Source organism: Buttiauxella cochleicola (genome assembly GCF_021282405.1).
Taxonomy (GTDB): domain Bacteria; phylum Pseudomonadota; class Gammaproteobacteria; order Enterobacterales; family Enterobacteriaceae; genus Buttiauxella; species Buttiauxella massiliensis.
In genome coordinates, this window is sequence record NZ_JAJSOU010000003.1 from 399,455 (window position 1) to 426,286 (window position 26,832).

The window sequence follows — 26,832 nt, forward strand, 5'->3', positions numbered from 1 at the left end:
GCGCTTAGCCCACAACCAAATTGAGCAGTTTGCCCGGAACGTAAATCACTTTACGTACGGTCACACCCTCAAGATATTTCGCAACCAGATGTTCCTGACCTGCGCGTTCCTGCACTTGTTCTTGCGTTGCATCCGCTGGAACAGTGATTTTGCCGCGAACTTTACCGTTCACCTGCACAACCACCAGCAGCGAGTCTTCGACCATCGCTTTTTCATCAGCCTGCGGCCATGGTGCGTTGTCGATATCGCCTTCACCACCCAGAGACTGCCACATATCGAAGCAAACATGCGGGGTGAAAGGATAAAGCATACGAACTACAGCAATCAGCGCTTCATTCAGCAGTGCGCGGTCTTGATCGCCGTCCTGTGGTGCTTTCGCCAGTTTGTTCATCAATTCCATGATGGCAGCGATTGCGGTGTTAAAGGTCTGACGACGACCAATATCATCGGTCACTTTCGCGATGGTTTTATGAACATCACGACGTAATGCTTTTTGATCTTCACTTAATGCAGCAACGTCTAATGCTGGTGCTGCGCCACGGCTGGTGTGCTCGTAAGCCAGTCTCCAGACACGTTTCAGGAAGCGGTTAGCCCCTTCAACGCCAGATTCCTGCCATTCCAGCGTCATATCCGCAGGAGATGCAAACATCATAAACAGGCGAACAGTATCTGCGCCGTAGCGTTCAACCATCACTTGTGGGTCGATGCCGTTGTTTTTCGACTTCGACATTTTACTCATGCCAGCATAGACCAGTTCATTGCCCTGTGCGTCAGAGGCTTTGATAATACGGCCTTTCTCGTCACGTTCTACAATCGCATCAACCGGGGAAACCCAGTTACGCTCACCGTTAACGCCGGTGTAATAGAACGCATCAGCCAGAACCATACCCTGACACAGCAGTTGTTTGGCGGGCTCGTTAGAGGTCACCATGCCTGCATCACGCATCAGTTTGTGGAAGAAGCGGAAGTAGAGCAGGTGCATGATGGCGTGTTCGATGCCACCAATGTAGATATCAACCGGCAGCCAGTAGTTAGCTGCTTTAGAATCCAGCATACCTTTGTCGTACTGCGGGCAGGTGTAACGCGCGTAGTACCAGGATGATTCCATGAAGGTATCGAAAGTATCGGTTTCACGCAGCGCAGGTTTGCCATCAATAGTGGTTTTTGCCCACTCAGGATCGGCTTTAATTGGGCTGGTGATACCGTCCATTACGACATCTTCAGGCAGGATAACAGGCAGCTGATCTGCAGGCGTTGGCATAACGGTGCCGTCTTCCAGAGTCACCATTGGAATTGGCGCGCCCCAGTAACGCTGACGGGAAACACCCCAGTCGCGCAGACGATAGTTAACTTTGCGTTCGCCAACACCTTTGGCAGCCAGTTTGTCGGCAATAGCGTTAAAGCCGTTCTGGAAGTCCAGACCGTCGAATTCACCTGAATTAAACAGCACGCCTTTTTCGGTCATTGCAGATGCAGACAAGTCAGGCTCGCTGCCGTCAGCATTCAGAATAACCGGTTTGATTTGCAGACCATATTTAGTCGCAAACTCCCAGTCGCGCTGGTCGTGACCAGGAACGGCCATTACCGCGCCTGTGCCGTATTCCATCAGGACGAAGTTTGCCACCCAAACTGGAACAGATTCGCCAGTCAGTGGGTGAATAGCGTTAATGCCAGTAGCAACGCCTTTCTTCTCCATGGTTGCCATTTCAGCTTCAGCAACTTTGGTGTTACGGCACTCTTCAACGAACTCAGCCAGCGCTGGGTTGTTCAGTGCGGCTTGCTGTGCGATTGGGTGACCTGCGGCAACGGCCAAATAGGTCACACCCATAAAGGTGTCCGGGCGCGTGGTGTAAACGGTCAGCTTCTCAGCGCTGTTTTCAACGTCGAAAGTAATTTCAACGCCTTCGGAGCGGCCAATCCAGTTACGCTGCATGGTTTTGACCTGTTCAGGCCAATGGTCCAGCGTATCCAGATCGTTTAACAGTTCGTCAGCGTAAGCGGTGATTTTGATAAACCACTGTGGGATCTCTTTACGCTCAACTTTGGAATCACAACGCCAGCAGCAACCGTCGATAACCTGTTCGTTTGCCAGAACGGTCTGATCATTCGGGCACCAGTTAACCGCGGAGGTTTTTTTGTAAACCAGGCCTTTGTTGTACAGCTGAGTAAAGAACTGCTGTTCCCAACGGTAGTATTCTGGGGTACAGGTCGCCAGCTCGCGGCTCCAGTCATAACCAAAGCCCAGCGTTTTGAGCTGGTTCTTCATATAGTTGATGTTGTCGTAAGTCCACGGTGCTGGAGCGGTGTTGTTTTTTACCGCTGCACCTTCTGCTGGCAGGCCGAACGCATCCCAGCCGATTGGCTGCAGTACGTTTTTGCCAAGCATACGCTGGTAACGTGCGATAACGTCACCGATGGTGTAGTTACGAACGTGGCCCATGTGTAGTCGGCCAGAAGGATAGGGTAGCATCGAGAGGCAGTAATACTTCTCTTTGCCTTCGTCTTCGGTTACTTCAAAAGTACGCTTCTCTTGCCAGTGAAGCTGTACGTTGGATTCTATCTCTTCCGGGCGATATTGCTCTTGCATGGCAGCCAATGGTCCTGTGATGAAAAACAGCTACAGGTTAGGTTTCAATCCTAACGTGTGATTTGATCCGCATAGCATAGCCGATAAGAGTGCGGCAAAACAGCCTTTCAAGGGCCGTGATCACCATTTCTCATTTGCAGATATTTACCTTGCTTGTGGTCAATCTAACAAAGAGATGCCCGATTAAGGTCTACTATTATAGTCAGTTACATGACACTGAACGCATGAAACTCTTCAAGGAGGCAGGTAGACGATGAACAAGGTTGCTCAATTTTACCGTGAACTGGTGGCCTCACTCACCGAACGGTTACGCAATGGAGAGCGCGATATTGACGAACTGGTCGACAGCGCGCGTAAACGCATGAACGAAACCGGGGAGCTGACTCGTACCGAAGTAGATGAAGTGACACGCGCAGTCCGTCGTGATTTAGAAGAGTTTGCTCGCAGCTATAACGAAAGCCAGGATGAATTTACCGACAGCGTATTCATGCGAGTGATTAAAGAGAGTCTTTGGCAGGAACTGGCTGATATCACAGACAAAACGCAGCTCGAGTGGCGCGAAGTTTTCCAGGATCTCAACCATCACGGCGTTTATCATAGCGGTGAAGTGGTCGGTCTTGGCAATTTGGTTTGTGAGAATTGCCATTTCCACCTGGCGATTTATACCCCTGATGTGCTGCCCGTTTGCCCGAAATGCGGGCATAACCAGTTTAGCCGTCGCCCATTTGAACCTTAATTTTCACAACGCGAAGGAACCGCAATGCAACGAAAACCCCTGGCCAGAAAAATTCTGGCCGTCTTCCTCACCATGATGTTCATACCCACCACGGTATCGGCAGTTCAAATTCTGAAATATTCCGACCATGAACCACTGGACGGGATGCGCACCAGCTTTATCAAGAATGTTTTCTTTGCCGAAATTGAGAAGGAATCGCACGGCCGCCTGAAGGTTGACGATCACTGGAACAGTGAACTGGCTCGTAGCTATGATGCTCTGGGTGTCGTTAAAGAAGGGAAGGTTGCTGATATGGCAATCGTGGTGCCTGAATACACGGCGAAGGAATTTCCCCTGCAGCAGATCTTCAAAAGTTTCCCTGTCGGGCCAACGGGTGATAAACAGGTTGAGTTTTTCCGCAAGGCTTACGCCACTATCCCTGAATTCCAGGCTGAGTTAGCAAAGCAAAATGTGGTTAACATCTTCCTTGCGACCGGCTATCCCGTGGCTTTTTTCAGTACCAAACCCCTGAGCGCAATAGGTGATATCAAAGGAACCAAGTGGCGTTCAGCCAGTTTCTGGCATCAGGACTTTCTGAAAAACAGCGGTGCCATTCCCGTTTCTATGCCGTGGGGCGAGGGAATTTATGACGCGCTGAAAGCAGGAACTCTGGACGGATTAATGGTTAACGTCGACAGCGGTTTTGAGCTAAACGTGCATAAAACGGCCCCTAATGTTTTGATCTCCAAAGATCTGTGGTTGGGCCATATATATCCGTTGGTGATGAATAAAGACACATGGAACAAACTTGCCGATCAAGACAAGCAAGCAATTCAACGCGCCGCCCAAAAAGCGTATCAGACTTTAGGCTCGGTGATGGACAGCAGTTTCGATGGCATGGTGAGTGAGTTGCGTGATAACGGTGTAAATATTCGCGAGTTGAAACCTGATGAAGTTAAACATTGGGAAACGGCGACCCATTACCAGGATGTGCAAAGCAAGTGGGTGAAGGAGCAAGAGGGTAAAGGCGTGAAGGACGCAGGCCCTGTGATGAATAAAGTCACAGTGTTAATGAACGAGACTATGAAGTAATTTTGCCGCGCAACCACCGCTCTGGAGGGTGATTGCGCGACTTAATACCGAATTAGTGCAGGATTTTCGCCAGGAAGTCTTTTGCACGTTCGGACTGCGGGTTGTTGAAGAAATCCTCTTTATTCGAGTCTTCGACAATCTTCCCTTCATCCATAAAGATCACGCGGTTCGCCACTTTACGAGCAAAGCCCATCTCGTGTGTGACCACCATCATGGTCATCCCTTCGTTTGCCAGCTCAACCATCACGTCCAGCACTTCGTTGATCATCTCAGGGTCAAGGGCTGAAGTCGGTTCATCAAACAGCATCGCCACAGGGTCCATACACAGCGCACGGGCAATCGCTACACGCTGCTGCTGGCCGCCAGAAAGCTGTGCCGGGAATTTATCCGCATGTGCGGTCAACCCAACGCGCTCGAGCAGTTTCAGCCCCTTTTTACGCGACTCTTCTTTGTTGCGTTTCAGCACTTTTACTTGAGCAAGGGTCAGGTTTTCGATAATCGACAGATGTGGGAAAAGCTCAAAGTGTTGGAACACCATTCCTACATGCGAGCGCAATTCCGCAAGGTTAGTTTTTTTGTTGTTCACTTGCGTGCCGTTAACAACAATTTCGCCTTTTTGCACCGGCTCCAGGCCATTCACCGTTTTGATTAGCGTTGATTTACCGGAGCCAGATGGTCCACAAACAACAACTACTTCACCTTTTTTCACTTCTGTTGAGCAGTCGGTTAGCACCTGAAAGTGACCATACCATTTAGAAACATTTTTCAGGGAAATCATTACACTGTCCTTTTCTTCAAGTAGCTGACCAACAGCGAAGCACTCAGGCTGATTGCGAAATACACTACACCGGCAAACAGGATCATTTCGACCTGGGTTCCGTCGCGCTCACCAATGGTGGAAGCGGTACGGAAGAAGTCAGCCAGACTTAATACATATACCAGTGACGTATCCTGGAACAAGACGATGCCCTGCGTTAACAGCAATGGCACCATGGCGCGGAACGCCTGTGGCAGGATAATCAGTTTCATTGACTGCCAGTGCGTCATCCCCAGCGCAAGAGCGGCATTGGACTGCCCACGGGAGATACTCTGGATACCGGCACGGATAATCTCGGAATAGTAGGCAGCTTCAAACATCGAGAACGCCACCATTGCGGAAATTAAACGAATGTCGGTTTGAGGGGAAAGCCCTAGCACTTTTTGCAGAATACCTGGCACAACCAGGTAGAACCACAACAGCACCATCACCAGCGGGATAGAGCGGAAAACGTTGACGTAGGCGCTGGCAAACCAGGCTATGGGCTTAATCGGCGACAGGCGCATCACAGCCAGCAGCGTACCCCAAACGATACCGAAGATAATCGCCGTAACGGTGATTTTCAGGGTGATGATCAACCCCTGCATCAGGTAAGGCATTGCGGGGAGAATAGAACTCCAGTCAAACTCGTACATTATTTGCCTCCCATATTGCCAGGCAGGCGAATTTTACGTTCAACGACATACATCACCAGCATAATCACAGCGTTAATCAGGACATACGCGAGGGTGATTGCGGTAAAGGATTCGTAAGCATGCGCGGAGTAATCCAGCAATTTACCCGCCTGCGCCGCCATATCGACCAGGCCAATGGTTGATGCAATAGCTGAGTTTTTCACCAGGTTCATCATTTCAGATGTCATTGGCGGCACAATTACGCGATAGGCGTTTGGTAGCAGCACATAGCGGTAAGCTTGTGGGAGCGTTAAACCCATCGCCAATGCGGCATTTTTTTGCCCGCGAGGCAGAGACTGAATGGCGGCACGAACTTGCTCACATACACGAGCTGCGGTAAACAGGCCAAGGCAAATCATCGATGACAAGAAGAATTGTACATTCGGGTCAAGCTCAGATTTAAACCACATGCCGAGATTTTCGGGCAGTAATTCCGGCACCACTAAGTACCAGGTAAAGAACTGCACGATAAGCGGTACGTTACGGAATAACTCGACATACAGCGTGCCAAGGCTCGACAGCCATTTATTTGGAACGGTGCGTAAAATGCCGAACAGAGAGCCGACGAGAAAAGCGATTATCCATGCACAGATGGATAGGGCGACGGTGACCTGGAAGCCATTCCAAATCCAGCCCAAATAGGTGGTGTTGCCGAACGGGGCGGGCTGTAGAAATATTCCCCAGTTCCAGTCTATAGACATAAAATACTCCGAGAAAAAATTGAGGGTAGCGAGCTGCGCTACCCTCGAAGATTGATGAGAAGCTTGCACCCTGATTTCAGATCTATGCCTGAGATTTATTGGGGTGCTTTCACGCCGGATGGGGAACGGCCATCCGACGCATAGTCTGTCCGAGCTTCAGTTCGTCAATCGAGAGGGCTGGGTCATCCCGGCCCCTTGTTCTATACCCGCCATCCTTCAAGCTGCAGGGGTGTTGGCTGCACTCACTTACCCGACAAATCTGCCGGGAGCAGATTTGAACGCTGTAACCAGCGCCCCGAAGGGGTGAGGCCCATGGATGGGCCGAATAATCACTTACTGAAGTAAGCTCATCGGGATAAGCTCCCTGGCCGCGTTACTCGGTCTGCGACCTCGCCCCTTCGGGGCCAGCGCAAGCGCTGTTCAAAATGCCAGAGGCATTTTGTCCTGCAACTCGAATGCTAACGGGTATGTTTAGTTCAGTGCTTTATCGTTTGGTTCTTTGAACAGGGCTTTCATGTCGTCAGACAGAGCGAAGTTCATATTGATGTTTTTCGGTGGAATTGGATTCATAAACCACTTATCAAACCATTTCGCCGCTTCACCAGATGTCTGTGCCTGAGCGATGGTGTCATCCATCAGCTTCTTAAACTCTGGGTCGTCTTTACGCAGCATACAGCCGTAGGCTTCGCGGGATTGCGGAGTGCCAAGAATTTCCCAGTTATCCTGTTTCTTCGCTTTAGCACGTTCACCCGCCAGCAGGGCGTCATCCATCATAAAGGCAACGGCACGACCGCTTTCAAGGGTACGGAACGAGTCGCCGTGGTCTTTGGCGCTGATAATACGCATGTCCATTTTCTTCTCTTCGTTCAGCTTGTTGAGCAGAACTTCAGAAGTGGTACCAGAAGTCACAACAACTGCTTTGCCTTTCAGGTCAGCGAAGTCCTTAATCGGGCCACCTTTCTTAACCAGCAGACGGGTACCGACGACGAAGATAGTGTCGGAGAACGATGCTTGTTTCTGGCGTTCCAGGTTGTTGGTGGTAGAACCGCACTCAAAATCGAAAGTGCCGTTTTGCAGCAATGGAATACGGTTCTGAGAAGTAATCGGGATCAACTTAACGTGCAGGTCAGGCTTGTTTAGTTTTTTCTTCACGGCTTCAACGATAGCGTTGGAGTAATCCTGTGAATAGCCGACGACTTTTTGTTGGTTATCGTAGTAAGAGAAAGGAACAGAAGACTCACGGTGACCGACCACAATGACGCCGTTTGCGGCGATCTTATCAAGAGTACTTTGTTGAGCTGCAGGTTTAGCATCTTCGGCGTGTGCTATTCCAGCGCCTAAACCCATTACCAGCAAAGCTGAGGCTAGTTTACGTAATTGCATTACCAACTCCTTTATCTTAATGCCATGAGGCATTGATACCCGTTGTGAGTGTTTTACCTGTCATCCTTCGAGCCGCAAGAGCTGAATGCTGACAAGTATATTTTTGTTGTTGTGTGTTATTGAATAAGCTTAATTCTTTGTCTTTTTGTTAACACTTAACCTAGCTTAATGTAAAGATTTTGCTATCCAGATGTTTATTTTTGCGAAGCGTGCCGCACCGTTTAGAGGCAAAAATCTTCCGTTGCACTACTTTGGTGCTGGGTTTGTCATCGTTTGGTGCAACTCAATGCTTCATGCTGCTCACAGGGTAGTGATTCAGCATTTTGTGTCTTTCTAGTGAGTAATATTTTGCAAAGGTTGTGCCAGAAATGAAAATGGCCAGCATGAGCTGGCCATTTTTAGGTAATGCAGAATCAGGATTTGCGGCGTGTGCGCAGTGCCAACAGAACAGAGGCGAAGCCAAAGATGAGTGTTGCGCCCCACAGTGGCCAGTCGCCAAAGCGTGCATAAGGCGTAATACCCCGCGTTGGCGTGACCTTCGCTTCCAGAACTTCGCGAGTAAACTGCGGGATCATTGCGTCGATATCACCGTTAGCATTAATCACGGCGGTAATACCATTGTTCGTGCTGCGTAGAAGCGGACGACCCAACTCCAGTGAACGCATACGCGCCATCTGGAAATGCTGCCATGGGCCAATCGATTTGCCGAACCATGCATCATTCGAAATAGTCAGTAGGAAATCTGTATCAGGGCGGAAGTTATCGCGCACCTGCTCTCCCAGGATAATTTCGTAGCAAATCGCAGGTGTCAACTTAATACCATTGGACTCCAACTGCGGCTGTAAATAGGGCCCGCGACTGAATGATGACATTGGCAAATCAAAGAACGGAGCCAGCGGACGCAGGATGGATTCCAGCGGCACGAACTCACCGAACGGCACCAGGTGATTCTTGTTGTAACGATCGGGGCTGTTATAGCTGTACTGGTTGCCTTCACCCAATGTGATGATGGTGTTGTATGTGTCGTAGCGATTCTGTTTATTCAAACGTGCATCAACAATACCGGTGATCAACGAGCTGTGCTTCGACCGCAGCAAATCGTCCATCATCGTCAGGAATTGCTGCTGGTTAATCTCCAGATCGGGGATTGCCGATTCAGGCCAGATAATCAGCTGGGATTTACCCATCTGCGGCTGAGTTTTATCGAGATAGATTTTTAGCGTATTGAGCAGCTGGTTTTCATCCCATTTCAGGGATTGCGGGATGTCTCCCTGGACCATCGCCACATCAACGGTGCGCTCAGGTTGCGGCTGATACCACTGAATCGAACGTAACGGCCACGGCAGTAACAGCAACGCCGCAGCAACCACCGCCGGGCGCCAATTGCGTTCATGTAGCGCAAACACCAACAGGCCACTGATAATCATCAGCAGGAACGTTACACTTTCCACGCCGAGAATCGGCGCGATACCTTTCAGCGGGCCATCAATCTGGCTGTAACCAAATTGTAGCCACGGGAAGCCGGTTAATACCCAGCCGCGCAGGAACTCGGTGAGTTGCCATAGCATCGGAGCAGCAATCGCTACGCGCCACCACGTCGTTTTCGGGCAAAGTTTGCTGAGGAATCCACCAAATAAGCCGGTATATAAAGATAAATAAGCCGCCAGCAGTACCACCAGGAAGACGTTAACCGGGCCGGGCATCCCGCCAAATTGCGCGATGCTGACATACACCCAGTTAATGCCTGAGCCAAATAGCCCCAGCCCCCAGAAGAAACCAATCCACGCACTTTGAATAGCGCGTCGATTAAGTGTCAGCCCCTGAAGCCCAGCCAGAGAAACAATCGCGGCAGGCCAAAAATCGTAAGGGGAGAAAGCCAGCGTTCCGCAGGCACCAAAAAGCAGCGCCAGCAGCAGACGCACGCGCTGGCGTTGAAGGAGTAGGGCTATAGCCATCTTTGAATTAATCTTCCAGTTTCGGTTGTGGCGAGTCGTCCGGAATTCTGACATGAACCTGAATAACACGGCGGCTATCTGCCATCGCGACTTTGAACTGATAACCATCGATTTCGATGGTTTCGCCACGGGCAGGTAAGTGGCCAAAGGCCTGCATCACCAATCCACCAATGGTATCAACTTCGTCATCGTTGAAATGGGTGGCAAAGGTGTCGTTAAAATCTTCGATTGAGGCCAGAGCGCGAACCGTCCAGGTGTGACGGCTTAGCTGGCGGAAATCACCGTCTTCTTCATCGTCATACTCATCTTCAATTTCCCCAACAATCAGTTCGAGAATATCTTCGATGGTGACAAGTCCGGAGACGCCGCCAAACTCATCAATCACTATCGCCATGTGGTAGCGCTGCTGACGAAACTCTTTGAGCATGCGGTCAACACGCTTACTTTCCGGCACAACAACTGCCTGACGTAACACTTTTTCCATGCTAAATGGCTCAGTATCGCTGCGCATAAACGGCAGCAAATCTTTAGCCATCAGAATCCCTTCGATATGATCTTTGTCTTCACTGATCACCGGGAAGCGGGAGTGTGCGGATTCGATGATCACATCGAGGCATTCGTCCAGCGTCTGGTTGTGTTTGAGCGTTACCATTTGCGAGCGAGGGATCATGATGTCGCGGACGCGTTGGTCGGCGATATCCATCACGCCTTCAAGCATGTCGCGGGTATCTTGATCGATCAGATCATTTTGCTCAGAATCACGGATGAGTGTCAGCAGATCGTCACGGTTTTTAGGTTCACCGTGGAATAGCTGGTTGAGAATCAGGGAAAAGAATCCCTTCTTACTGGCAGGTGTGTCACTGTTTTGGGAATTGTCGTCGCTCATGGCGTTAGGTTTGTGGCCCCTCGGTTAATTAATAGATAGCAGGCAGTTAATGGCTCGCTGCCTGCACCTGATGCGTTACGGTAATCATTTACCGTAGCGACTATTCTTTCTCGGCAATGTACGGATCAGCATACCCAAGAGCAAGCATTATCTCTGTTTCCAGGGATTCCATCTCTTCGGCTTCTTCATCTTCAATATGGTCATAACCAAGCAGATGCAAACTGCCGTGGATGACCATATGTGCCCAATGCGCATCCAGCGGTTTTTGCTGCTCTTTTGCTTCTTGCTCCACAACCTGACGGCAAATAATCAGGTCGCCCAATAGTGGCAGTTCAATGCCCGGAGGCGCTTCAAACGGGAACGAGAGCACATTGGTGGATTTATCTTTCCCACGATAAGTGAGGTTCAGATCGTGGCTTTCTGCGTCATCCACCAGGCGAATCGTGACTTCTGACTCTTCCTGAAATTGTGGAATGACCGCATCAAGCCATGCCTGAAATTGTTCTTCCGTAGGCAGGCCGTTTGCGTCTTCACACGCGACCTGTAAATCCAGTATAACCTGACTCATTTACTCTCCTGAGCGGCAGCATTGATTGCCATCGCTTCTCGCTTGCGCTCTGCTGCGAGTTCATCTTTACGAACCTGTTCCGCGTTTTCCCACGCTTCATAGGCATTCACAATACGTGCCACAACCGGATGGCGTACCACGTCTTCACTATTAAGGAAGTTAAAGCTGATTTCATCGACTTCGGCCAGTACGTCGATTGCATGACGTAAGCCCGATTTCAGATTTTTTGGTAAATCTATTTGGGTGACGTCGCCTGTAATCACTGCTTTGGAGTTAAAACCAATGCGCGTCAGGAACATTTTCATCTGTTCGATAGTGGTGTTCTGGCTTTCATCCAGAATGATGAATGCATCGTTTAACGTGCGGCCACGCATATAGGCGAGTGGTGCCACTTCGATGACGTTACGCTCGATCAGTTTCTCAACACGCTCAAAGCCGAGCATTTCAAACAGGGCGTCGTACAACGGGCGCAGATAAGGGTCAACTTTCTGGCTTAAATCGCCAGGCAAGAAGCCGAGCTTTTCGCCCGCTTCAACGGCCGGACGGGTCAGCAGAATGCGACGGATATCCTGGCGTTCCAGTGCATCAACGGCTGCCGCAACCGCGAGGTAAGTTTTACCTGTACCCGCAGGGCCGACACCAAAGGTGATGTCGTGGTCGAGAATATTGGCGATGTACTGCGCCTGGTTCGGTGTACGCGGTTTGATGACGCCGCGTTTAGTCTTGATGTTCACTGCTTTGCCGTACTCTGGAACGCTTTCAGCAGACTGTTCCAGCACGCGAATTTCTTTAATGGCGAGGTGGATATGCTCAGGAGTTATATCCTGAATTTCGCCACGCATCGGTGCGGTATCGACATACAGGTTACGCAAAATATCTGCGGCAGCATTGACCAGAATCGGGCGGCCCGTCAGCTTGAAGTGATAGTCACGACGGTTGATTTCGATCCCCAGCCGACGTTCAAGCTGCTTGATATTGTCATCAAATGGGCCACACAGGCTTAGCAGACGCGCATTGTCTGCGGGTTCTAGCGTAATTTCACGTGTCTCGATATTCAAACTTATCCTCGGGGTCGCACAGGGCCAGTAGAATGTATTGCTGCATAATTGCAGGCCATAAAAAGATTATTTACGGCGTGGGCAGATGGCGCAAGCCTGGTTTTTGATATTTGGGTGGATGCTTCCGAATGCAAGTGCAACAAATGAAAATGCCAGCGGGTTCACGGCGTTAGCGAACCCGCTGGCATTGAGTGGAATTATGGCTGATAAATCCCGACGCCGATTTCGTTCTCTTTGCGAGTGCGGGCAATCACTGACTCAGGCGATTGCGCGATACGCAGTCCCATTTCGTCTTCGGTGCGAACCACTTTCCCGCGCAGGGAGTTGTTGGTCGCCACTTCGGTGATTTCGACATCAACAAATTTACCGATCATATCCGGGGTGCCCGCAAAGTTGACGCCACGGTTGTGTTCGGAACGTCCGGTCAACTCCATAATGTTTCTGCGTGAGGTGCCTTCGACAAGGACACGCTGCGTGGTGCCAACCATCTTACGGCTAAATTCCATGGCCTGTTGGTTGATACGCTCTTGCAGAATATAGAGGCGCTGCAATTTCTCTTTTTCTGGTACGTCATCAACCATATCGGCGGCTGGCGTGCCCGGGCGTGAAGAAAAGACGAAGCTGTAGCTCACGTCAAAATTAACATCGCCAATGACTTTCATGGTTTGCTCGAAGTCCTGCTGGGTTTCGCCAGGGAAACCAACAATGAAATCAGAACTAATTTGAATGTCAGGACGCACGGCGCGCAGTTTGCGAATAATCGATTTGTATTCCAGCGCGGTATGCGTACGACCCATTAAATTCAGGACGCGGTCAGAACCGCATTGAATCGGCAGATGCAGGAAACTCACCAGTTCTGGAGTATCGCGGTAAACTTCGATGATATCGTCAGTAAATTCAATCGGATGGCTGGTGGTGAAGCGAATGCGGTCAATGCCGTCAATGGCAGCCACCAGGCGCAGCAGTTCAGCGAATGAACAGATGCCACCATCGAAAGTCGGCCCGCGGTAAGCATTCACATTCTGGCCGAGCAGATTCACTTCACGCACGCCTTGCGCTGCGAGTTGTGCGATTTCAAACAGCACATCATCACACGGACGGTTCACTTCCTCACCACGCGTATAAGGCACCACGCAGTAAGTACAATACTTGTTACAGCCTTCCATAATAGAAACGAATGCAGTCGGGCCATCGGCTTTTGGCTCTGGCAGACGGTCGAACTTTTCGATTTCAGGGAAGCTGACATCAACGATTGGGCTACGGTTGCCACTCACTTTGTTGATCATTTCCGGCAGGCGGTGCAGCGTTTGTGGCCCGAAAACAATATCAACATAGTGTGCACGGCTACGAATCAGCTTACCTTCCTGGGAAGCAACGCAACCGCCAACACCAATAATGATATTGGGATTTTTACGCTTTAAGAGTTTCCAGCGGCCAAGCAGATGGAACACTTTTTCCTGGGCTTTTTCACGGATAGAGCAGGTATTGAGTAGCAATACGTCCGCTTCTTTTGGGTTGTCCGTAAGCGTATAGCCATGTGTGCTATTCAGCAGATCGGCCATCTTCGATGAATCGTATTCGTTCATCTGACAGCCCCAGGTTTTGATATGGAGTTTTTTTGTCATCGACTTGCCATTGCTCAGTTAAAGCCAGGAATTCAGGCGGCGTATTGTAATGCTTTGGCCTTGATGTGACCAGCTTGCGTAAAAATCCGGTAGAATCAGCATAGACAATTTAAGGACAAACTCATCATGTTGAATCAGTCAATTGATGTCGCGGTAGTGGGTGGGGGGATGGTCGGCGCGGCCGCAGCCCTTGGCCTCGCGCAAAATGGTTTTCAGGTTGCGGTGATTGAGCAGCAGGCTCCTGCTGCCTTTGACGCAACAAGCCAACCCGATGTGCGTATTTCGGCTATCAGTAGTGCATCGGTCGGGTTGTTGAAATCACTTGGCGTTTGGGATGCTATTCGTTCAATGCGTAGCCATGCTTATCGCCAGCTCGAAACCTGGGAGTGGGAAAGCGCCCACGTTAGCTTTAAAGCTCAAGAGTTAGGGCTGCCAGAATTGGGCTATATGGTCGAAAACCAGGTTTTACAATTCGCGTTGTGGCAGGCGCTGGAGGCCCATCCGAATGTCACGTTGCTTTGCCCTGCACACATTGACCGTATGCACGGGCAGGCAGGGAAGTGGACGTTACACTTTGCGGATGAGCGGACCCTAACGGTTCCTATGGTCATTGGAGCTGATGGCGCAAATTCACAGGTGCGTCGTTGGGCGGGAATTGGTATTCATGCCTGGCAGTATCGTCAGTCGTGCATGCTCATTACGGTAAAATGCGAACAAACACCAGGCGATAGTACCTGGCAGCATTTTACGCCGAACGGCCCGCACGCGTTTTTACCGCTATTTGATAATTGGGCCTCGCTTGTTTGGTACGATTCGCCGGCACGTATTCGCCAGCTGCAAAATATGACGATACCGCAACTGCATAAAGCGATTGAGGCGAGTTTCCCGGAGCGCTTAGGTAAAGTAACACCGATTGCCAGTGGCGCATTTCCGCTGACTCGTCGCCATGCATTGCAATATACCCAACAGGGCCTGGCGTTGATTGGCGATGCCGCGCATACCATTCACCCATTAGCGGGGCAGGGTGTGAATCTAGGTTATCGTGATGTGGACGCTTTACTTGATGTGATGATTAAAGCGCGTAGCTACGGTGAAAACTGGGCAGATGCGCGTATTTTGAAGCGCTACCAGACACGCAGGCAGGCGGATAATTTCCTGATGCAAAGCGGTATGGATCTGTTCTACGCAGGTTTTAGCAATACTTTAGGGCCGTTGCGTGTGATTCGAAACTTAGGGTTGATGGCGGCTGAACGTGGTGGGGTGCTTAAACGCCAGGCGCTGAAGTATGCGTTAGGGTTATGAGTCGATAGTCTTTCTTAGGTCGGATTAGCGTTAGCGACATCCGACTTTAATTCTGACGAGAATATCCAAATGCAGAAAAGCAAAAAGCTCGCCGAAGCGAGCTTTTCATTTTTGGCTGGGGTACGAGGATTCGAACCTCGGAATGCTGGTATCAGAAACCAGAGCCTTACCGCTTGGCGATACCCCAAAAATATGGTGGCTACTACGGGAATCGAACCTGTGACCCCATCATTATGAGTGATGTGCTCTAACCAGCTGAGCTAAGTAGCCTAATTTTAAAACTTTATTCTTCGACTGGCTGGGGTACCTGGATTCGAACCAGGGAATGCCGGTATCAAAAACCGGTGCCTTACCGCTTGGCGATACCCCAACTATGGGCGCACAAAACTAACGTGCTATGTCGAAAAAATGGCTGGGGTACCTGGATTCGAACCAGGGAATGCCGGTATCAAAAACCGGTGCCTTACCGCTTGGCGATACCCCAACTGTGCAACGCTTTAAAATGGTGCGGGAGGCGAGACTTGAACTCGCACACCTTGCGGCGCCAGAACCTAAATCTGGTGCGTCTACCAATTTCGCCACTCCCGCGCTAAAAAAAGAATAATGGTGGCTACTACGGGAATCGAACCTGTGACCCCATCATTATGAGTGATGTGCTCTAACCAGCTGAGCTAAGTAGCCTTCTTTTTTCTGCGTCACCTTATCGGCGTTGCGGGGCGCATTATGCGTAGTTGGCCTTCTAGCGTCAACAATTTTTTCCCGAAAATTAGCGTAAATAGTCTGTTTGATTAGCTTACGAACAGCTTGATGCAATATTCGTCAAAAATCGGTTATTTCGTGGTTTTATGTTAGGGAAAAGCCCTGATAAGAGGTGAGGAATATTGCAGAAACAAAAACGGGCCCGTAGGCCCGTGTGTTTCATTTTGCTCAATTATTTGTAAGCGGACTGGTGAACGCCCACTGCACGGCCTGATGGATCATTCATTGTTTTGAATGCTTCATCCCATTCGATGGCCTTAGCTGAAGAACAGGCAACAGATGGGCCGCCTGGAACGCACTGCGCAGCGCTTGGTAGTGGGAATAACTCTTCAAAGATTTCACGATACAAATAAGCTTCTTTAGAGCCTGGTGTGTTGTACGGGAAGCGATAGCTTGCCGTTTCCAGTTGTTGGTCGGTGACCTGACCCGCTGCAACTTCTTTTAACGTGTCAATCCAGCTGTAACCTACGCCATCAGAGAATTGCTCTTTCTGACGCCATGCAACGCTTGCTGGCAGGTAAGATTCAAAACATTCACGCAGGATATGTTTTTCCATCTTGCCGTTGCCGCACATTTTGTCTTTCGGGTTGATGCGCATAGCTACATCAAGGAATTTCTTGTCCAGGAACGGTACGCGAGCTTCAACGCCCCAGGCAGACATCGCTTTGTTAGCACGCGCACAGTCAAACATATGCAGCGCTTGCAGCTTACGAACGGTCTCTTCGTGCAGCTCTTTATCGTTTGGCGCTTTATGGAAATACAGGTAGCCGCCAAAGACTTCGTCAGAACCTTCACCGGATAGCACCATCTTGATGCCCATTGCTTTGATTTTGCGTGACATCAAATACATTGGGGTAGAGGCGCGAATGGTGGTCACATCGTAAGTTTCAATGTGATAGATAACATCGCGAATCGCATCCAGGCCTTCTTGCACGGTGAAATGAATTTCGTGGTGCACGGTGCCTAAGTGATTTGCCACTTCTTGCGCTGCTATCAGGTCAGGAGACCCGACCAGGCCAACTGCAAAAGAGTGCAGCTGTGGCCACCAGGCTTCGGAACGCTCTTCATCTTCTACACGGCGGGCGGCAAATTTCTTGGTAATCGCAGAGATAACCGATGAATCCAGACCGCCGGACAGCAACACGCCATATGGCACGTCAGACATCAGGTGGCTTTTTACCGCGTCTTCCAGCGCCTGACGCAATTCGTTTTTATCAGTAACGTTATCTTTTACTGCATCATATTCGAACCAGTCACGCTGGTAGTAGCTGCGGATTTCACCGTCTTTGCTCCACAGGTAGCTGCCTGCCGGGAACTCTTTAATAGTGCGGCAAACCGGAACCAGCGCTTTCATTTCAGAAGCAACATACATGTTGCCGTGTTCATCATGACCCATATATAGGGGGATGATACCAATATGGTCACGGCCAATCAGATAGGCGTCTTGTGTTTCGTCATACAGAATGAAGGCAAACATACCTTGTAGATCGTCGAGGAATTCCGGGCCTTTTTCCTGGTACAGCGCAAGGATAACTTCACAGTCGGAGCCTGTCTGGAATTCGTAACGGTCGCCGTATTCTGCACGCAGAGCCTGATGGTTGTAGATTTCGCCGTTAACAGCCAGGGCGTGGGTTTTGGCTTTGTTGTAGAGCGGCTGAGCGCCAGCGTTAACGTCAACAATCGAGAGACGTTCATGGGACAGAATGGCTTTATCATTAGCGTAAACACCAGACCAGTCTGGGCCACGGTGACGCATCAGGCGAGATAACTCGAGCGCTTTCTTACGCAGTTCGACCGCATCGGTCTTGATATCCAGAACACCAAAAATTGAACACATAGAACTCTCTCCGTAATGCTTCTTTGAGCCATTAAATTGTTTTTACCCTTCATACTTCAAGTTGCAGATGCGTTGTCTGCATTCAGTCACCCGAATCACTTACTCCAGTAAGCTCATCGGGATTCCTTCACTTGCCGCCTTCCTGTAACTCGAATTATTTTGGGTAATAGCTGCGTTGCATGACTATGAAAATGCGCAATCATTGACGTGAAAGCAAGTCCTTTAGCCCTGGAGAGATAAATAGTTCAATGGTGATTGTTGATTACTGAAAAATGATGAGGAAATGAGCGAAATAATTAGCGGATCGGCAATTATTGGTGAAATCGCCAGGCTGGTATTCAGAGAAGGGGAAAAAGATTGGTGAATCGCTAAAACGCCCGGCGAAAACCGGGCGAATGAATAATTAGATAATATCGACTTCGGCAACGGACGGGTAAATCCACGAAGGGCGGAACGGCATGGCATCGATATCGTTCAGCGTTGAAACGCCCGACAGCACCAGAATCGTTTCCAGGCCAGCCTGGAAACCCGCAAGAATATCGGTGCGCAGGTTATCGCCGACAATCACCGTGTGCTCGGAATGTGCCTGCATTTTATTGAGCGCCGCGCGGATAATCCACGGGCTTGGCTTGCCAACACAGAATGGTTTGCGGCCAGAAATTTTCTCGATACCCGCGCAAAGCGCACCACAGGCTGGATAGTAACCACGGCCATGTGTATCAGGGTTAGTCGCAATAAAGCGCGCACCGTTTGCTACGAAGTAGGCGGCCTTGTGCATCATTTCCCAGTTATAAGAGCGGGTTTCACCGACGATGACAAAGTCAGGATTGATATCGGTGATGGTAAAGCCAGCTTTATACAGTTCATGAATCAACGCACCTTCACCGACAACGTACGCTTTTTTTCCTTCCTGACGTCGCAGGAAATCCGCGGTTGCCATTGCGGAGGTATAAAAGACGCTGTCCGGTACATCAATACCCGCGGACGCAAAACGGTTCGCCAGATCCTGACCTGTCTGCGACGGGTAGTTAGTCAGCAGAACCAGCGGCATACCCTTTTCCATGATGCGGGCTAAGAATTCATTAGCACCCGGTACGGCGACGTTATCGTGCATCAGCACACCGTCAATATCACAAATTACATTCTGAATGGTCATTGATTACCTTGGCTCACATTTCAGGAAGGCGTAACTATATCGTAAAAAGGCTCACGGCTGAGTTAACTTTCCAGCAAACGTTGAAGCAGAACGCCATTCAGCATCGAGCGTTTTACCAAAGCAAAGGCACCAATGGCTGAACGGTCATCGAGTTTTGAGCACACGACGGGTAGATTCTTACGGAATGCTTTCAATACCTGTGTATTAATGCAGGCTTCGATAGCGGGAAGAAGCACTTTTTCGGCTTCGATGATTTCCCCGGCAATGACCACTTTTTGCGGATTAAACAGGTTAATCGCGATGGAAATGGCTTTGCCTAAGTGGCGACCAACATGTTCAATCACTTCGCAGGCGAGGGCATCACCTTTGTTCGCAGCTTTACAAATCGCAGTAATATCGCAATCTTCAAGTGTCAGGCGGCTGTTATAACCTTGCTCGAGTAAATGGCGCACACGGTGTTCAATAGCAGCATTGGCGGCAATCGTTTCCAGGCAACCAAAGTTTCCGCAGTGGCAGCGTTCGCCTAATGGGTCAACCTGAATATGGCCAATTTCACCAACGTTACCGTTACGGCCAATAAAAATACGTCCGTTAGACAAAATCCCCGCACCTGTACCACGGTGGACACGCACCAAAATGGAGTCATCGCAATCGTGTGTTGCACCAAAATAGTGCTCAGCAAGCGCCAGGCTACGGATATCGTGACCCACATAGCAAGTCACTTTGAACTGTTTTTCGAGGCTATCGACTAACGACCAGTTATTGACCTGGATATGAGGCATATAACGAATCACCCCGCTTTCAGGATCAACCAGGCCTGGCAGGATTACGGAAATCGCAATCAGCTCACGCATTTTACGTGTGTTTTGTTCGATAAATTGAGCAATAGCGTTTAGCAGTGCATGCTCGAGCGTTTCCTGAGTTCGTTCAGGAAGAGAATAATGCTCTTCGGCAATCGGTTTAGCGCTGAGGTCAAATAACGTGATGGTTGCATCGTGGCGGCCAAGACGTACGCCAATAGCATGGAAATTGCGGGTTTCAGTGATAATTGAGATAGCGCGGCGGCCCCCGGTGGAAGCCTGTTGATCAACTTCTTTGATCAGCCCGCGCTCAATTAACTGGCGAGTAATTTTCGTGACGCTGGCAGGTGCTAGCTGGCTTTGTTCGGCAATCTGAATGCGAGAAATTGGCCCATGTTGGTCAATCAGGCGATATACCGCCGCGCTATTCAGTTGTTTTACCAGATCGACATTACCAATTTGAGCCTGTCCGCCAGTCGTCATGCCTTAATTACTCAGTTACGACCTCGTTACCATTAACAAAGGTCTTGGTGATTTTAAAATCGCGGGTAAAGGTCGTCAGGTTGGCGACTTTCCCTGCTTCAATAGTACCTAATTGCTGCTCTACACCCATTGCACGGGCAGGGTAGAGGGTGGCCATACGTAAGACTTCGTCTAATGCGATGCCCGCATGCTCAACCAGGTTACACACCCCTTCAATCATCGTCAGGGCTGAACCGCTCAGCGTACCGTTCTCATCTACGCATAAACCATCACGGTAGTATATTGTTTTTCCTGCGAAAATGAACTCATCGATATTTGCGCCTGCCGGAGCAGTTGCATCAGTCACCAGGCACAGCTTATCGCCTTTGACCTTTTTCGCAGTACGAATATTGGCATAGTCCACATGTAAACCATCGGCAATGATACCGCAGTAAACATCTGGCTCATCAAAAATGGCCCCAGCAAGACCCGGTTCGCGGCCAGTAATATATGGCATAGCGTTGAAAAGGTGGGTTGCGAAGGTGATACCAGCACGGAAGCCGACTTTAGCTTCTTTTACAGTGGCATTGGAATGCCCGGCTGAAACGATAATGCCGGAAGCAACCAGTTTACTAATCACTTCAGGCCCAACCATTTCTGGTGCCAAAGTGACTTTAGTGATCACATCTGCGTTTTGGCACAGGAAATCAACCAGTTCTGCATCAGGTTTACGCACGAAGCTTGGATTGTGCGTTCCTTTTTTCACCATGTTTAACCACGGGCCTTCAAGATGCAGACCGAGAGCCTGGTGCTGATATTTCGCCAGGTATTCGCGCATCACTTTCACGCCTTGCTTCATCAGCTCATCGCTGCTGGTGATCAGTGTCGGTAAGTAGCTGGTACAGCCAGAACGCTCGTTGGCTTTCTGCATGATTTCCAGCGTTTCAACGGTAACCGCATCTGCGGAATCGTTGAACTGAACGCCACCACAACCATTAAGCTGCACATCAATAAAACCGGGGGCAATGATTGCACCACCCACATCGCGAGTCTCAATACCCGCAGGGAGATCTGAGCGCGGGCAAACGCGTTCAATTAGGCCGTTCGCGATAACAATCGCGTGATCATCAAGAATTTCATGGCCGGTATAAATCCGACCGTGAGTTAATGCAAACATAATTACCCCCGGTTATACCCGTCATACTTCAAGTTGCAGAGGTGTTGGCTACAAAAGCTCACCCCAGTCACTTACTCAAGTAAGCTTCTGGGGACTCACTTTTTTGCCGCCTGGCTGCAACTCGAATTATTTTGGGTATAAGTTAGTATTTAAAGATCTTTGATATTTTCCGCTTCGAGCTCATTGAAGTACTTCAGCGTCTTCACTTTGAGTTCCATGGTGGACGGCTCATCACAAACAACCACTGCTTTCGGGTGCAGTTGCAGACAGCTAATGGTCCACATGTGATTCACGTTGCCTTCCACTGCTGCTTGCAGAGCTTGTGCTTTCAGATGACCAATGACCAAAATCATCACTTCTTCTGCATCAAGCAGAGTGCCCACGCCCACAGTCAGCGCAAATTTTGGAACCTGAGTAACATCGCCATCAAAGAAACGGGAGTTTGCAACACGGGTGTCATGAGTCAGCGTTTTGATACGAGTACGGGAAGCCAGAGAAGAAGCTGGTTCGTTGAATGCGATGTGACCATCGTTGCCCACACCACCCATAAACAGGTGAATTTTACCGTATGAGCGAATTTTTTCTTCATAACGACGGCACTCTGCGTCAACATCGTCAGCATTGCCATTCAGCAGGTTGATATTTTCCGCTGGGATATCAACATGATCAAAGAAATTGCGGTGCATAAACGTATGATAGCTTTCCGGATGCTCTTTTGGCAGACCAACGTACTCATCCATATTAAAGGTGACGACGTTTTTAAAGCTAACCTGGCCCGCTTTGTGCATCTCTACCAGCGCTTTATACGCTTCAAGTGGAGTACCACCGGTTGGCAGGCCCAGCACGAAAGGACGATCTGCTGTCGGATTAAACGCATTGATACGCTTAACGATATGGCGTGCTGCCCATTTGCCAACTTGAGTTGGGGTAGCCAGGGGAATCAGTCTCATCATTCACCTCATAAGTTAATAGAAAGTAGCTTTAGCCAGATTGTTATCCGAACCCTCTAAGGGTAAACCAGTTTCGAACCAGTTATTACGGGATCAATCCGTCTTGATTTTTCGGATGATAAAATAAGTTTTAGTCGATAGCTAGCCAAAGGGGAGTGGAATAACAATATTTGGTGATTTTAATCACAAAAAAAGGGTGTTTAATTTGCGATACGAATTAATTTTTCACACACTCTGAAAGTTGGCGAATCTTCGTCATGCTTTCAAGGTTTGTTACACAATAATAAAACTGCTTTGAACGAGCCTTAACGGGGTCTCATAGGGGGAATTAACGTGAGTATTCTAGGTTATATGCAAAAGGTTGGCCGTGCGCTGATGGTGCCGGTAGCCACGCTACCAGCCGCAGCCATATTAATGGGTGTTGGTTACTGGATTGACCCGGTTAGCTGGGGTGGTGATAGCGCATTAGCTGCGTTGTTCATCAAATCTGGTGCTGCAATCATTGACCACATGGGAGTGCTGTTTGCCATTGGTGTGGCTTACGGTATGTCCAAAGATAAAGATGGTGCTGCTGCACTAACCGGTTTTGTCGGTTTCCTGGTTTTGACGACTCTCTGTTCGCCAGCCGCTGTTTCCATGATCAAACACATTCCGTTGGATCAGGTTCCATTGGCGTTCACTAAAATTGAAAACCAATTTGTGGGCATCATGGTGGGGATTATCTCCGCAGAGTTGTACAACCGCTTCAGCAGCGTCGAGTTGCCGAAAGCGTTGTCCTTCTTCAGCGGTCGTCGCCTGGTTCCAATTCTTACCTCCTTTGTGATGATTGCTGTTGCCTTCATCATGATGTTCATCTGGCCAATCGTTTTCAGCGGCCTGGTGAACTTTGGTGAGCACATCCAGAAAATGGGTTCAATTGGCGCAGGTGTTTATGCGTTCTTCAACCGTCTTCTGATTCCAGTTGGCCTGCATCACGCTCTGAACTCCGTGTTCTGGTTTGATGTTGCAGGTATTAACGATATTCCTAAATTCCTTGGCGGTGCTAAATCTATCGCTGAAGGTACTGGTATCGTTGGTATTACTGGTCGCTATCAGGCTGGCTTCTTCCCAATCATGATGTTTGGCCTTCCAGGTGCTGCATTGGCAATTTACCACTGCGCGCGTCCTGAAAATAAAGCCAAAGTATTGGGTATCATGATGGCGGGTGCGTTTGCTGCCTTCTTTACTGGTATCACCGAACCGTTAGAATTCTCCTTCATGTTCGTGGCTCCAGTTCTGTATCTGATTCACGCAGTGCTTACCGGTATCTCTGTATTTATCGCAGCAAGCATGCATTGGATTGCTGGTTTCGGCTTCAGTGCGGGTCTGGTGGACTTGGTGCTTTCTACCCGTAACCCACTGGCGACTCACTGGTACATGCTGATCCCACAAGGCATCGTGTTCTTCGTGATTTACTACGTGGTCTTCCGTTTCACTATCAACAAATTCAATCTGTTGACTCCAGGTCGTGAACTGGCTGTTGCAGGTGATGAAGCTGATGGTCAGGACGTGAATGTTAGCGCCAACGCCTCTCAAGATGTAACTGAGTTGGCTCGTCAGTACATCGCTGCGGTAGGTGGTTCAGCTAACCTGACTGGTATTGATGCATGTATCACTCGTCTGCGTCTGAACGTGAAAGACTCTTCATTGGTTAATGAAGCGTTGGCGAAACGTCTGGGTGCAACCGGTGTTATCCGTCTGAACAAAACCAGCGTGCAAATCATCGTCGGCTTCGTGGCTGAGAAGATTGCCAACTCCATGAAGACTGTAGGTGAAGTTGCAGCTGCTCCTGTTAGTGCTGCTACCGCGGCGCCAGTGGCTGCTGCTAAACCACAAGCAGTTCCAAATGCTGTAACCATTGCTGCTCTGGTTTCACCAGTGACAGGTGATGTGGTTGCGCTGGACCAGGTTCCTGATGAAGCCTTCGCCAGCAAAGCAGTTGGTGATGGTGTTGCTGTTAAGCCAACTGGAAAAACAGTTGTCGCTCCAGCTGCCGGTACTATCGTAAAAATCTTTAATACCAACCATGCGTTCTGCCTGGAAACCGAGAAAGGTGCTGAGATCGTTGTCCATATGGGCATTGATACCGTTGCACTGAACGGCCAGGGCTTTACTCGTCTGGTAGAAGAGGGTGCTGAAGTGGTTGCAGGCCAGCCGATTCTGGAAATGGATCTTGATTTCCTGAATGCGAATGCCCGCTCCATGATTAGCCCAGTAGTTTGTAGCAACATCGACGACTACAGTGGTCTGGTACTCCAGGCACAAGGTTCTGTTGTTGCGGGGCAAACACCTCTGTACGAAATTAAAGGCAAATAATCGCTCCTGAGTCATAGATTGTGCCTTTAGCGGCTGGAGATTTTCTCCAGCCGCTTTTTTGTTCCTCTAGCACGCCACCCGCCTATACCCTTATTTATGCAACTAAAGGTTGTTTCCGACGCTTGCTTATAAGATCATGTGCCGATAACTAAAGTTTTTGCACAGAGGAACCCGCGATGAGTGAGGCTGAAGCCCGCCCAACTAACTTTATTCGCCAGATTATCGATGAAGATTTGGCTAATGGTAAGCACAACAGCATTTGCACCCGTTTCCCGCCAGAGCCAAATGGTTATCTGCATATCGGCCATGCAAAATCCATCTGCCTGAACTTTGGTATCGCCCAAGATTATCAAGGCCAGTGCAACCTGCGTTTCGATGACACCAACCCGGCAAAAGAAGACATCGAATTCGTAGATTCCATCAAGCACGACGTCGAATGGTTAGGTTTCCATTGGTCTGGTGACGTGCGCTACTCCTCCAATTATTTCGATCAACTGTTCAACTATGCTGTTGAGCTGATCAATAAAGGGCTGGCGTACGTGGATGAACTGTCGCCTGAGCAGATCCGTGAATATCGCGGCTCATTGACATCTCCGGGTAAAAACAGCCCTTACCGTGACCGCAGCGTGGAAGAAAACCTCGCGCTGTTTGAGAAAATGCGTAACGGTGAGTTCGCTGAAGGGACTGCGTGCCTGCGTGCGAAAATCGACATGGCATCGCCGTTCATCGTGATGCGTGACCCGGTTATTTATCGTATTAAATTCGCCGAACACCACCAGACTGGCAATAAGTGGTGCATCTACCCGATGTACGACTTCACCCACTGCATTTCCGATGCGCTGGAAGGCATTACGCACTCTCTGTGTACGCTGGAATTCCAGGACAACCGTCGTCTGTATGACTGGGTGTTGGATAACATCACAATTCCTGCGCATCCGCGTCAGTACGAGTTCTCTCGCCTGAATCTCGAGTACGCCATCATGTCTAAGCGTAAGCTGAACCAGCTGGTGACTGAGAAGGTTGTAGAGGGCTGGGATGACCCACGTATGCCAACCATCTCGGGTCTGCGTCGTCGTGGTTATACGGCTGCTTCTATTCGTGAGTTCTGTAAGCGAATTGGTGTGACTAAGCAAGATAACACGGTTGAAATGGCATCTCTGGAATCTTGTATCCGTGATGACCTGAACGAGAACGCACCACGCGCTATGGCTGTTCTCGACCCGGTTAAAGTTATCATTGAAAACTTCCCACAGGGTGAAGTTGAAATGGTAACGATGCCTAACCATCCTAACAAACCAGAGATGGGTAGCCGTCAAGTGCCATTTAGCCGTGAGATCTATATCGATCGTGCTGACTTCCGTGAAGAAGCTAACAAGCAATATAAGCGTCTGGTGTTGGGCAAAGAAGTACGCCTGCGTAATGCATATGTGATTAAAGCCGATCGCGTTGAGAAAGATGAAGCAGGTAATATCACCATGCTGCATTGCTCCTACGATCCGGACACATTAAGCAAAGACCCAGCTGATGGACGTAAAGTTAAAGGTGTGATTCATTGGGTGAGTGCGGAACACGCATTGCCTGTTGAGATTCGCCTTTATGACCGCCTCTTCAGTGTTGCAAACCCAGGGGCTGCAGAAGATTTCCTTGCAACGATTAACCCGGAATCACTGGTTATCAAACAAGGCTTCGTCGAACCAAGTCTGCAAAATGCCGAAAAAGGCAAAGCGTACCAGTTCGAGCGCGAAGGTTATTTCTGCCTGGATTGCCGTTATGCAACTGCCGAAAAACTGGTATTTAACCGTACCGTTGGCTTGCGTGATACCTGGGCGAAAATGGGCGAATAGCCTAATGCCGGTCACTTAAGGTGACCGGCATTGTTTTTTAAGGGATATTTCGACCTTTTTTCTCTCACTTCCCTTGCATATTCACGCTCACGCCTCGAGGGGAGTTTTAGCATCGCTGCGTTGCTGTAA

20 protein-coding genes and 6 tRNA genes are annotated in these 26,832 nt (G+C 49.5%); 5 read left to right on the forward strand and 21 right to left on the reverse strand.

Annotated elements, in window-relative coordinates:
- Positions 1-4 precede the first annotated feature (4 nt).
- On the reverse strand, positions 5-2,587 hold the full coding sequence (gene leuS / locus LVQ79_RS06165) for a leucine--tRNA ligase (RefSeq protein ID WP_232864267.1): 2,583 nt from the start codon (positions 2,585-2,587) through the stop codon (positions 5-7).
- Positions 2,588-2,840: 253 nt separating this feature from the next.
- Here leuS and LVQ79_RS06170 point away from each other — a divergent pair, with 253 nt between their 5' ends.
- Both LVQ79_RS06170 and dctP read left to right on the forward strand, forming a co-directional pair.
- Entirely contained in the window at positions 2,841-3,323 is a 483-nt protein-coding gene (locus LVQ79_RS06170) for a zinc ribbon-containing protein (protein WP_064517046.1), read from the forward strand.
- A 24-nt stretch (positions 3,324-3,347) separates the two neighbouring features.
- Positions 3,348-4,394, forward strand: coding sequence for a TRAP transporter substrate-binding protein DctP (gene dctP / locus LVQ79_RS06175; RefSeq protein WP_232864268.1), 1,047 nt, complete (start codon positions 3,348-3,350; stop codon positions 4,392-4,394).
- A 52-nt stretch (positions 4,395-4,446) separates the two neighbouring features.
- Here dctP and LVQ79_RS06180 read toward each other — a convergent pair whose 3' ends face one another.
- From LVQ79_RS06180 to miaB, 9 genes are all read right to left on the reverse strand, one after another.
- The gene (locus LVQ79_RS06180) at positions 4,447-5,172 is read right to left on the reverse strand and encodes an amino acid ABC transporter ATP-binding protein (protein WP_232864269.1); all 726 of its coding nucleotides are present in this window, start codon (positions 5,170-5,172) and stop codon (positions 4,447-4,449) included.
- Positions 5,172-5,846 (reverse strand): glutamate/aspartate ABC transporter permease GltK, encoded by a 675-nt coding sequence (gltK, locus tag LVQ79_RS06185; protein WP_151992881.1) that lies wholly within the window; start codon positions 5,844-5,846, stop codon positions 5,172-5,174. Before gltK ends, LVQ79_RS06180 begins: the two co-directional genes overlap by 1 nt.
- The gene (locus tag LVQ79_RS06190) at positions 5,846-6,586 is read right to left on the reverse strand and encodes an amino acid ABC transporter permease (protein WP_034456698.1); all 741 of its coding nucleotides are present in this window, start codon (positions 6,584-6,586) and stop codon (positions 5,846-5,848) included. Before LVQ79_RS06190 ends, gltK begins: the two co-directional genes overlap by 1 nt.
- Positions 6,587-7,057: 471 nt before the next feature.
- A complete protein-coding gene (locus LVQ79_RS06195) occupies positions 7,058-7,969 on the reverse strand; it encodes an amino acid ABC transporter substrate-binding protein (protein ID WP_151992880.1) in 912 nt (303 codons plus the stop codon).
- 413 nt (positions 7,970-8,382) lie between these two features.
- Positions 8,383-9,924, reverse strand: coding sequence for an apolipoprotein N-acyltransferase (gene lnt / locus LVQ79_RS06200; RefSeq protein WP_232864270.1), 1,542 nt, complete (start codon positions 9,922-9,924; stop codon positions 8,383-8,385).
- A 7-nt stretch (positions 9,925-9,931) separates the two neighbouring features.
- A complete protein-coding gene (corC, locus tag LVQ79_RS06205) occupies positions 9,932-10,810 on the reverse strand; it encodes a CNNM family magnesium/cobalt transport protein CorC (protein WP_034494022.1) in 879 nt (292 codons plus the stop codon).
- Between the two features lie 100 nt (positions 10,811-10,910).
- Positions 10,911-11,378 carry an rRNA maturation RNase YbeY gene (ybeY, locus tag LVQ79_RS06210; RefSeq protein ID WP_034456694.1) on the reverse strand — a complete coding sequence of 156 codons (468 nt, stop codon included), beginning with the start codon at positions 11,376-11,378 and terminating at the stop codon, positions 10,911-10,913.
- A complete protein-coding gene (locus tag LVQ79_RS06215) occupies positions 11,375-12,436 on the reverse strand; it encodes a PhoH family protein (protein ID WP_151992878.1) in 1,062 nt (353 codons plus the stop codon). Before LVQ79_RS06215 ends, ybeY begins: the two co-directional genes overlap by 4 nt.
- 197 nt (positions 12,437-12,633) lie before the next feature.
- Entirely contained in the window at positions 12,634-14,061 is a 1,428-nt protein-coding gene (miaB, locus tag LVQ79_RS06220; RefSeq protein ID WP_232864271.1) for a tRNA (N6-isopentenyl adenosine(37)-C2)-methylthiotransferase MiaB, read from the reverse strand.
- A gap of 126 nt (positions 14,062-14,187) precedes the next feature.
- Here miaB and ubiF point away from each other — a divergent pair, with 126 nt between their 5' ends.
- A complete protein-coding gene (gene ubiF / locus LVQ79_RS06225) occupies positions 14,188-15,363 on the forward strand; it encodes a 3-demethoxyubiquinol 3-hydroxylase (protein ID WP_232864272.1) in 1,176 nt (391 codons plus the stop codon).
- A 112-nt stretch (positions 15,364-15,475) separates the two neighbouring features.
- Here the strand turns inward: ubiF and LVQ79_RS06230 are convergent.
- The 11 genes from LVQ79_RS06230 to nagB all read right to left on the reverse strand — a co-directional run bounded on the left by LVQ79_RS06230 (position 15,476) and on the right by nagB (position 22,504).
- A tRNA-Gln gene (locus tag LVQ79_RS06230) sits at positions 15,476-15,550 on the reverse strand.
- 6 nt (positions 15,551-15,556) lie between these two features.
- A tRNA-Met gene (locus LVQ79_RS06235) sits at positions 15,557-15,633 on the reverse strand.
- Between the two features lie 25 nt (positions 15,634-15,658).
- Positions 15,659-15,733: transfer RNA gene (locus tag LVQ79_RS06240), tRNA-Gln, on the reverse strand.
- A gap of 39 nt (positions 15,734-15,772) precedes the next feature.
- Positions 15,773-15,847, reverse strand: a tRNA-Gln gene (locus LVQ79_RS06245).
- Between the two features lie 19 nt (positions 15,848-15,866).
- Positions 15,867-15,951: transfer RNA gene (locus tag LVQ79_RS06250), tRNA-Leu, on the reverse strand.
- Between the two features lie 16 nt (positions 15,952-15,967).
- A tRNA-Met gene (locus LVQ79_RS06255) sits at positions 15,968-16,044 on the reverse strand.
- A 250-nt stretch (positions 16,045-16,294) separates the two neighbouring features.
- The gene (asnB, locus tag LVQ79_RS06260) at positions 16,295-17,959 is read right to left on the reverse strand and encodes an asparagine synthase B (protein ID WP_232864273.1); all 1,665 of its coding nucleotides are present in this window, start codon (positions 17,957-17,959) and stop codon (positions 16,295-16,297) included.
- A 403-nt stretch (positions 17,960-18,362) separates the two neighbouring features.
- The gene (locus tag LVQ79_RS06265; RefSeq protein ID WP_034456689.1) at positions 18,363-19,115 is read right to left on the reverse strand and encodes an HAD-IIA family hydrolase; all 753 of its coding nucleotides are present in this window, start codon (positions 19,113-19,115) and stop codon (positions 18,363-18,365) included.
- Between the two features lie 62 nt (positions 19,116-19,177).
- On the reverse strand, positions 19,178-20,398 hold the full coding sequence (gene nagC, locus LVQ79_RS06270) for a DNA-binding transcriptional regulator NagC (RefSeq protein ID WP_232864274.1): 1,221 nt from the start codon (positions 20,396-20,398) through the stop codon (positions 19,178-19,180).
- Between the two features lie 7 nt (positions 20,399-20,405).
- The gene (gene nagA / locus LVQ79_RS06275; RefSeq protein ID WP_151992871.1) at positions 20,406-21,554 is read right to left on the reverse strand and encodes an N-acetylglucosamine-6-phosphate deacetylase; all 1,149 of its coding nucleotides are present in this window, start codon (positions 21,552-21,554) and stop codon (positions 20,406-20,408) included.
- A gap of 149 nt (positions 21,555-21,703) precedes the next feature.
- Positions 21,704-22,504 carry a glucosamine-6-phosphate deaminase gene (gene nagB / locus LVQ79_RS06280; protein WP_232864275.1) on the reverse strand — a complete coding sequence of 267 codons (801 nt, stop codon included), beginning with the start codon at positions 22,502-22,504 and terminating at the stop codon, positions 21,704-21,706.
- A gap of 333 nt (positions 22,505-22,837) precedes the next feature.
- Here nagB and nagE point away from each other — a divergent pair, with 333 nt between their 5' ends.
- Positions 22,838-24,859 (forward strand): N-acetylglucosamine-specific PTS transporter subunit IIBC, encoded by a 2,022-nt coding sequence (gene nagE / locus LVQ79_RS06285; protein WP_151992870.1) that lies wholly within the window; start codon positions 22,838-22,840, stop codon positions 24,857-24,859.
- A 176-nt stretch (positions 24,860-25,035) separates the two neighbouring features.
- Positions 25,036-26,703, forward strand: coding sequence for a glutamine--tRNA ligase (glnS, locus tag LVQ79_RS06290; protein ID WP_232864276.1), 1,668 nt, complete (start codon positions 25,036-25,038; stop codon positions 26,701-26,703).
- The last annotated feature ends 129 nt before the right edge of the window (positions 26,704-26,832 follow it).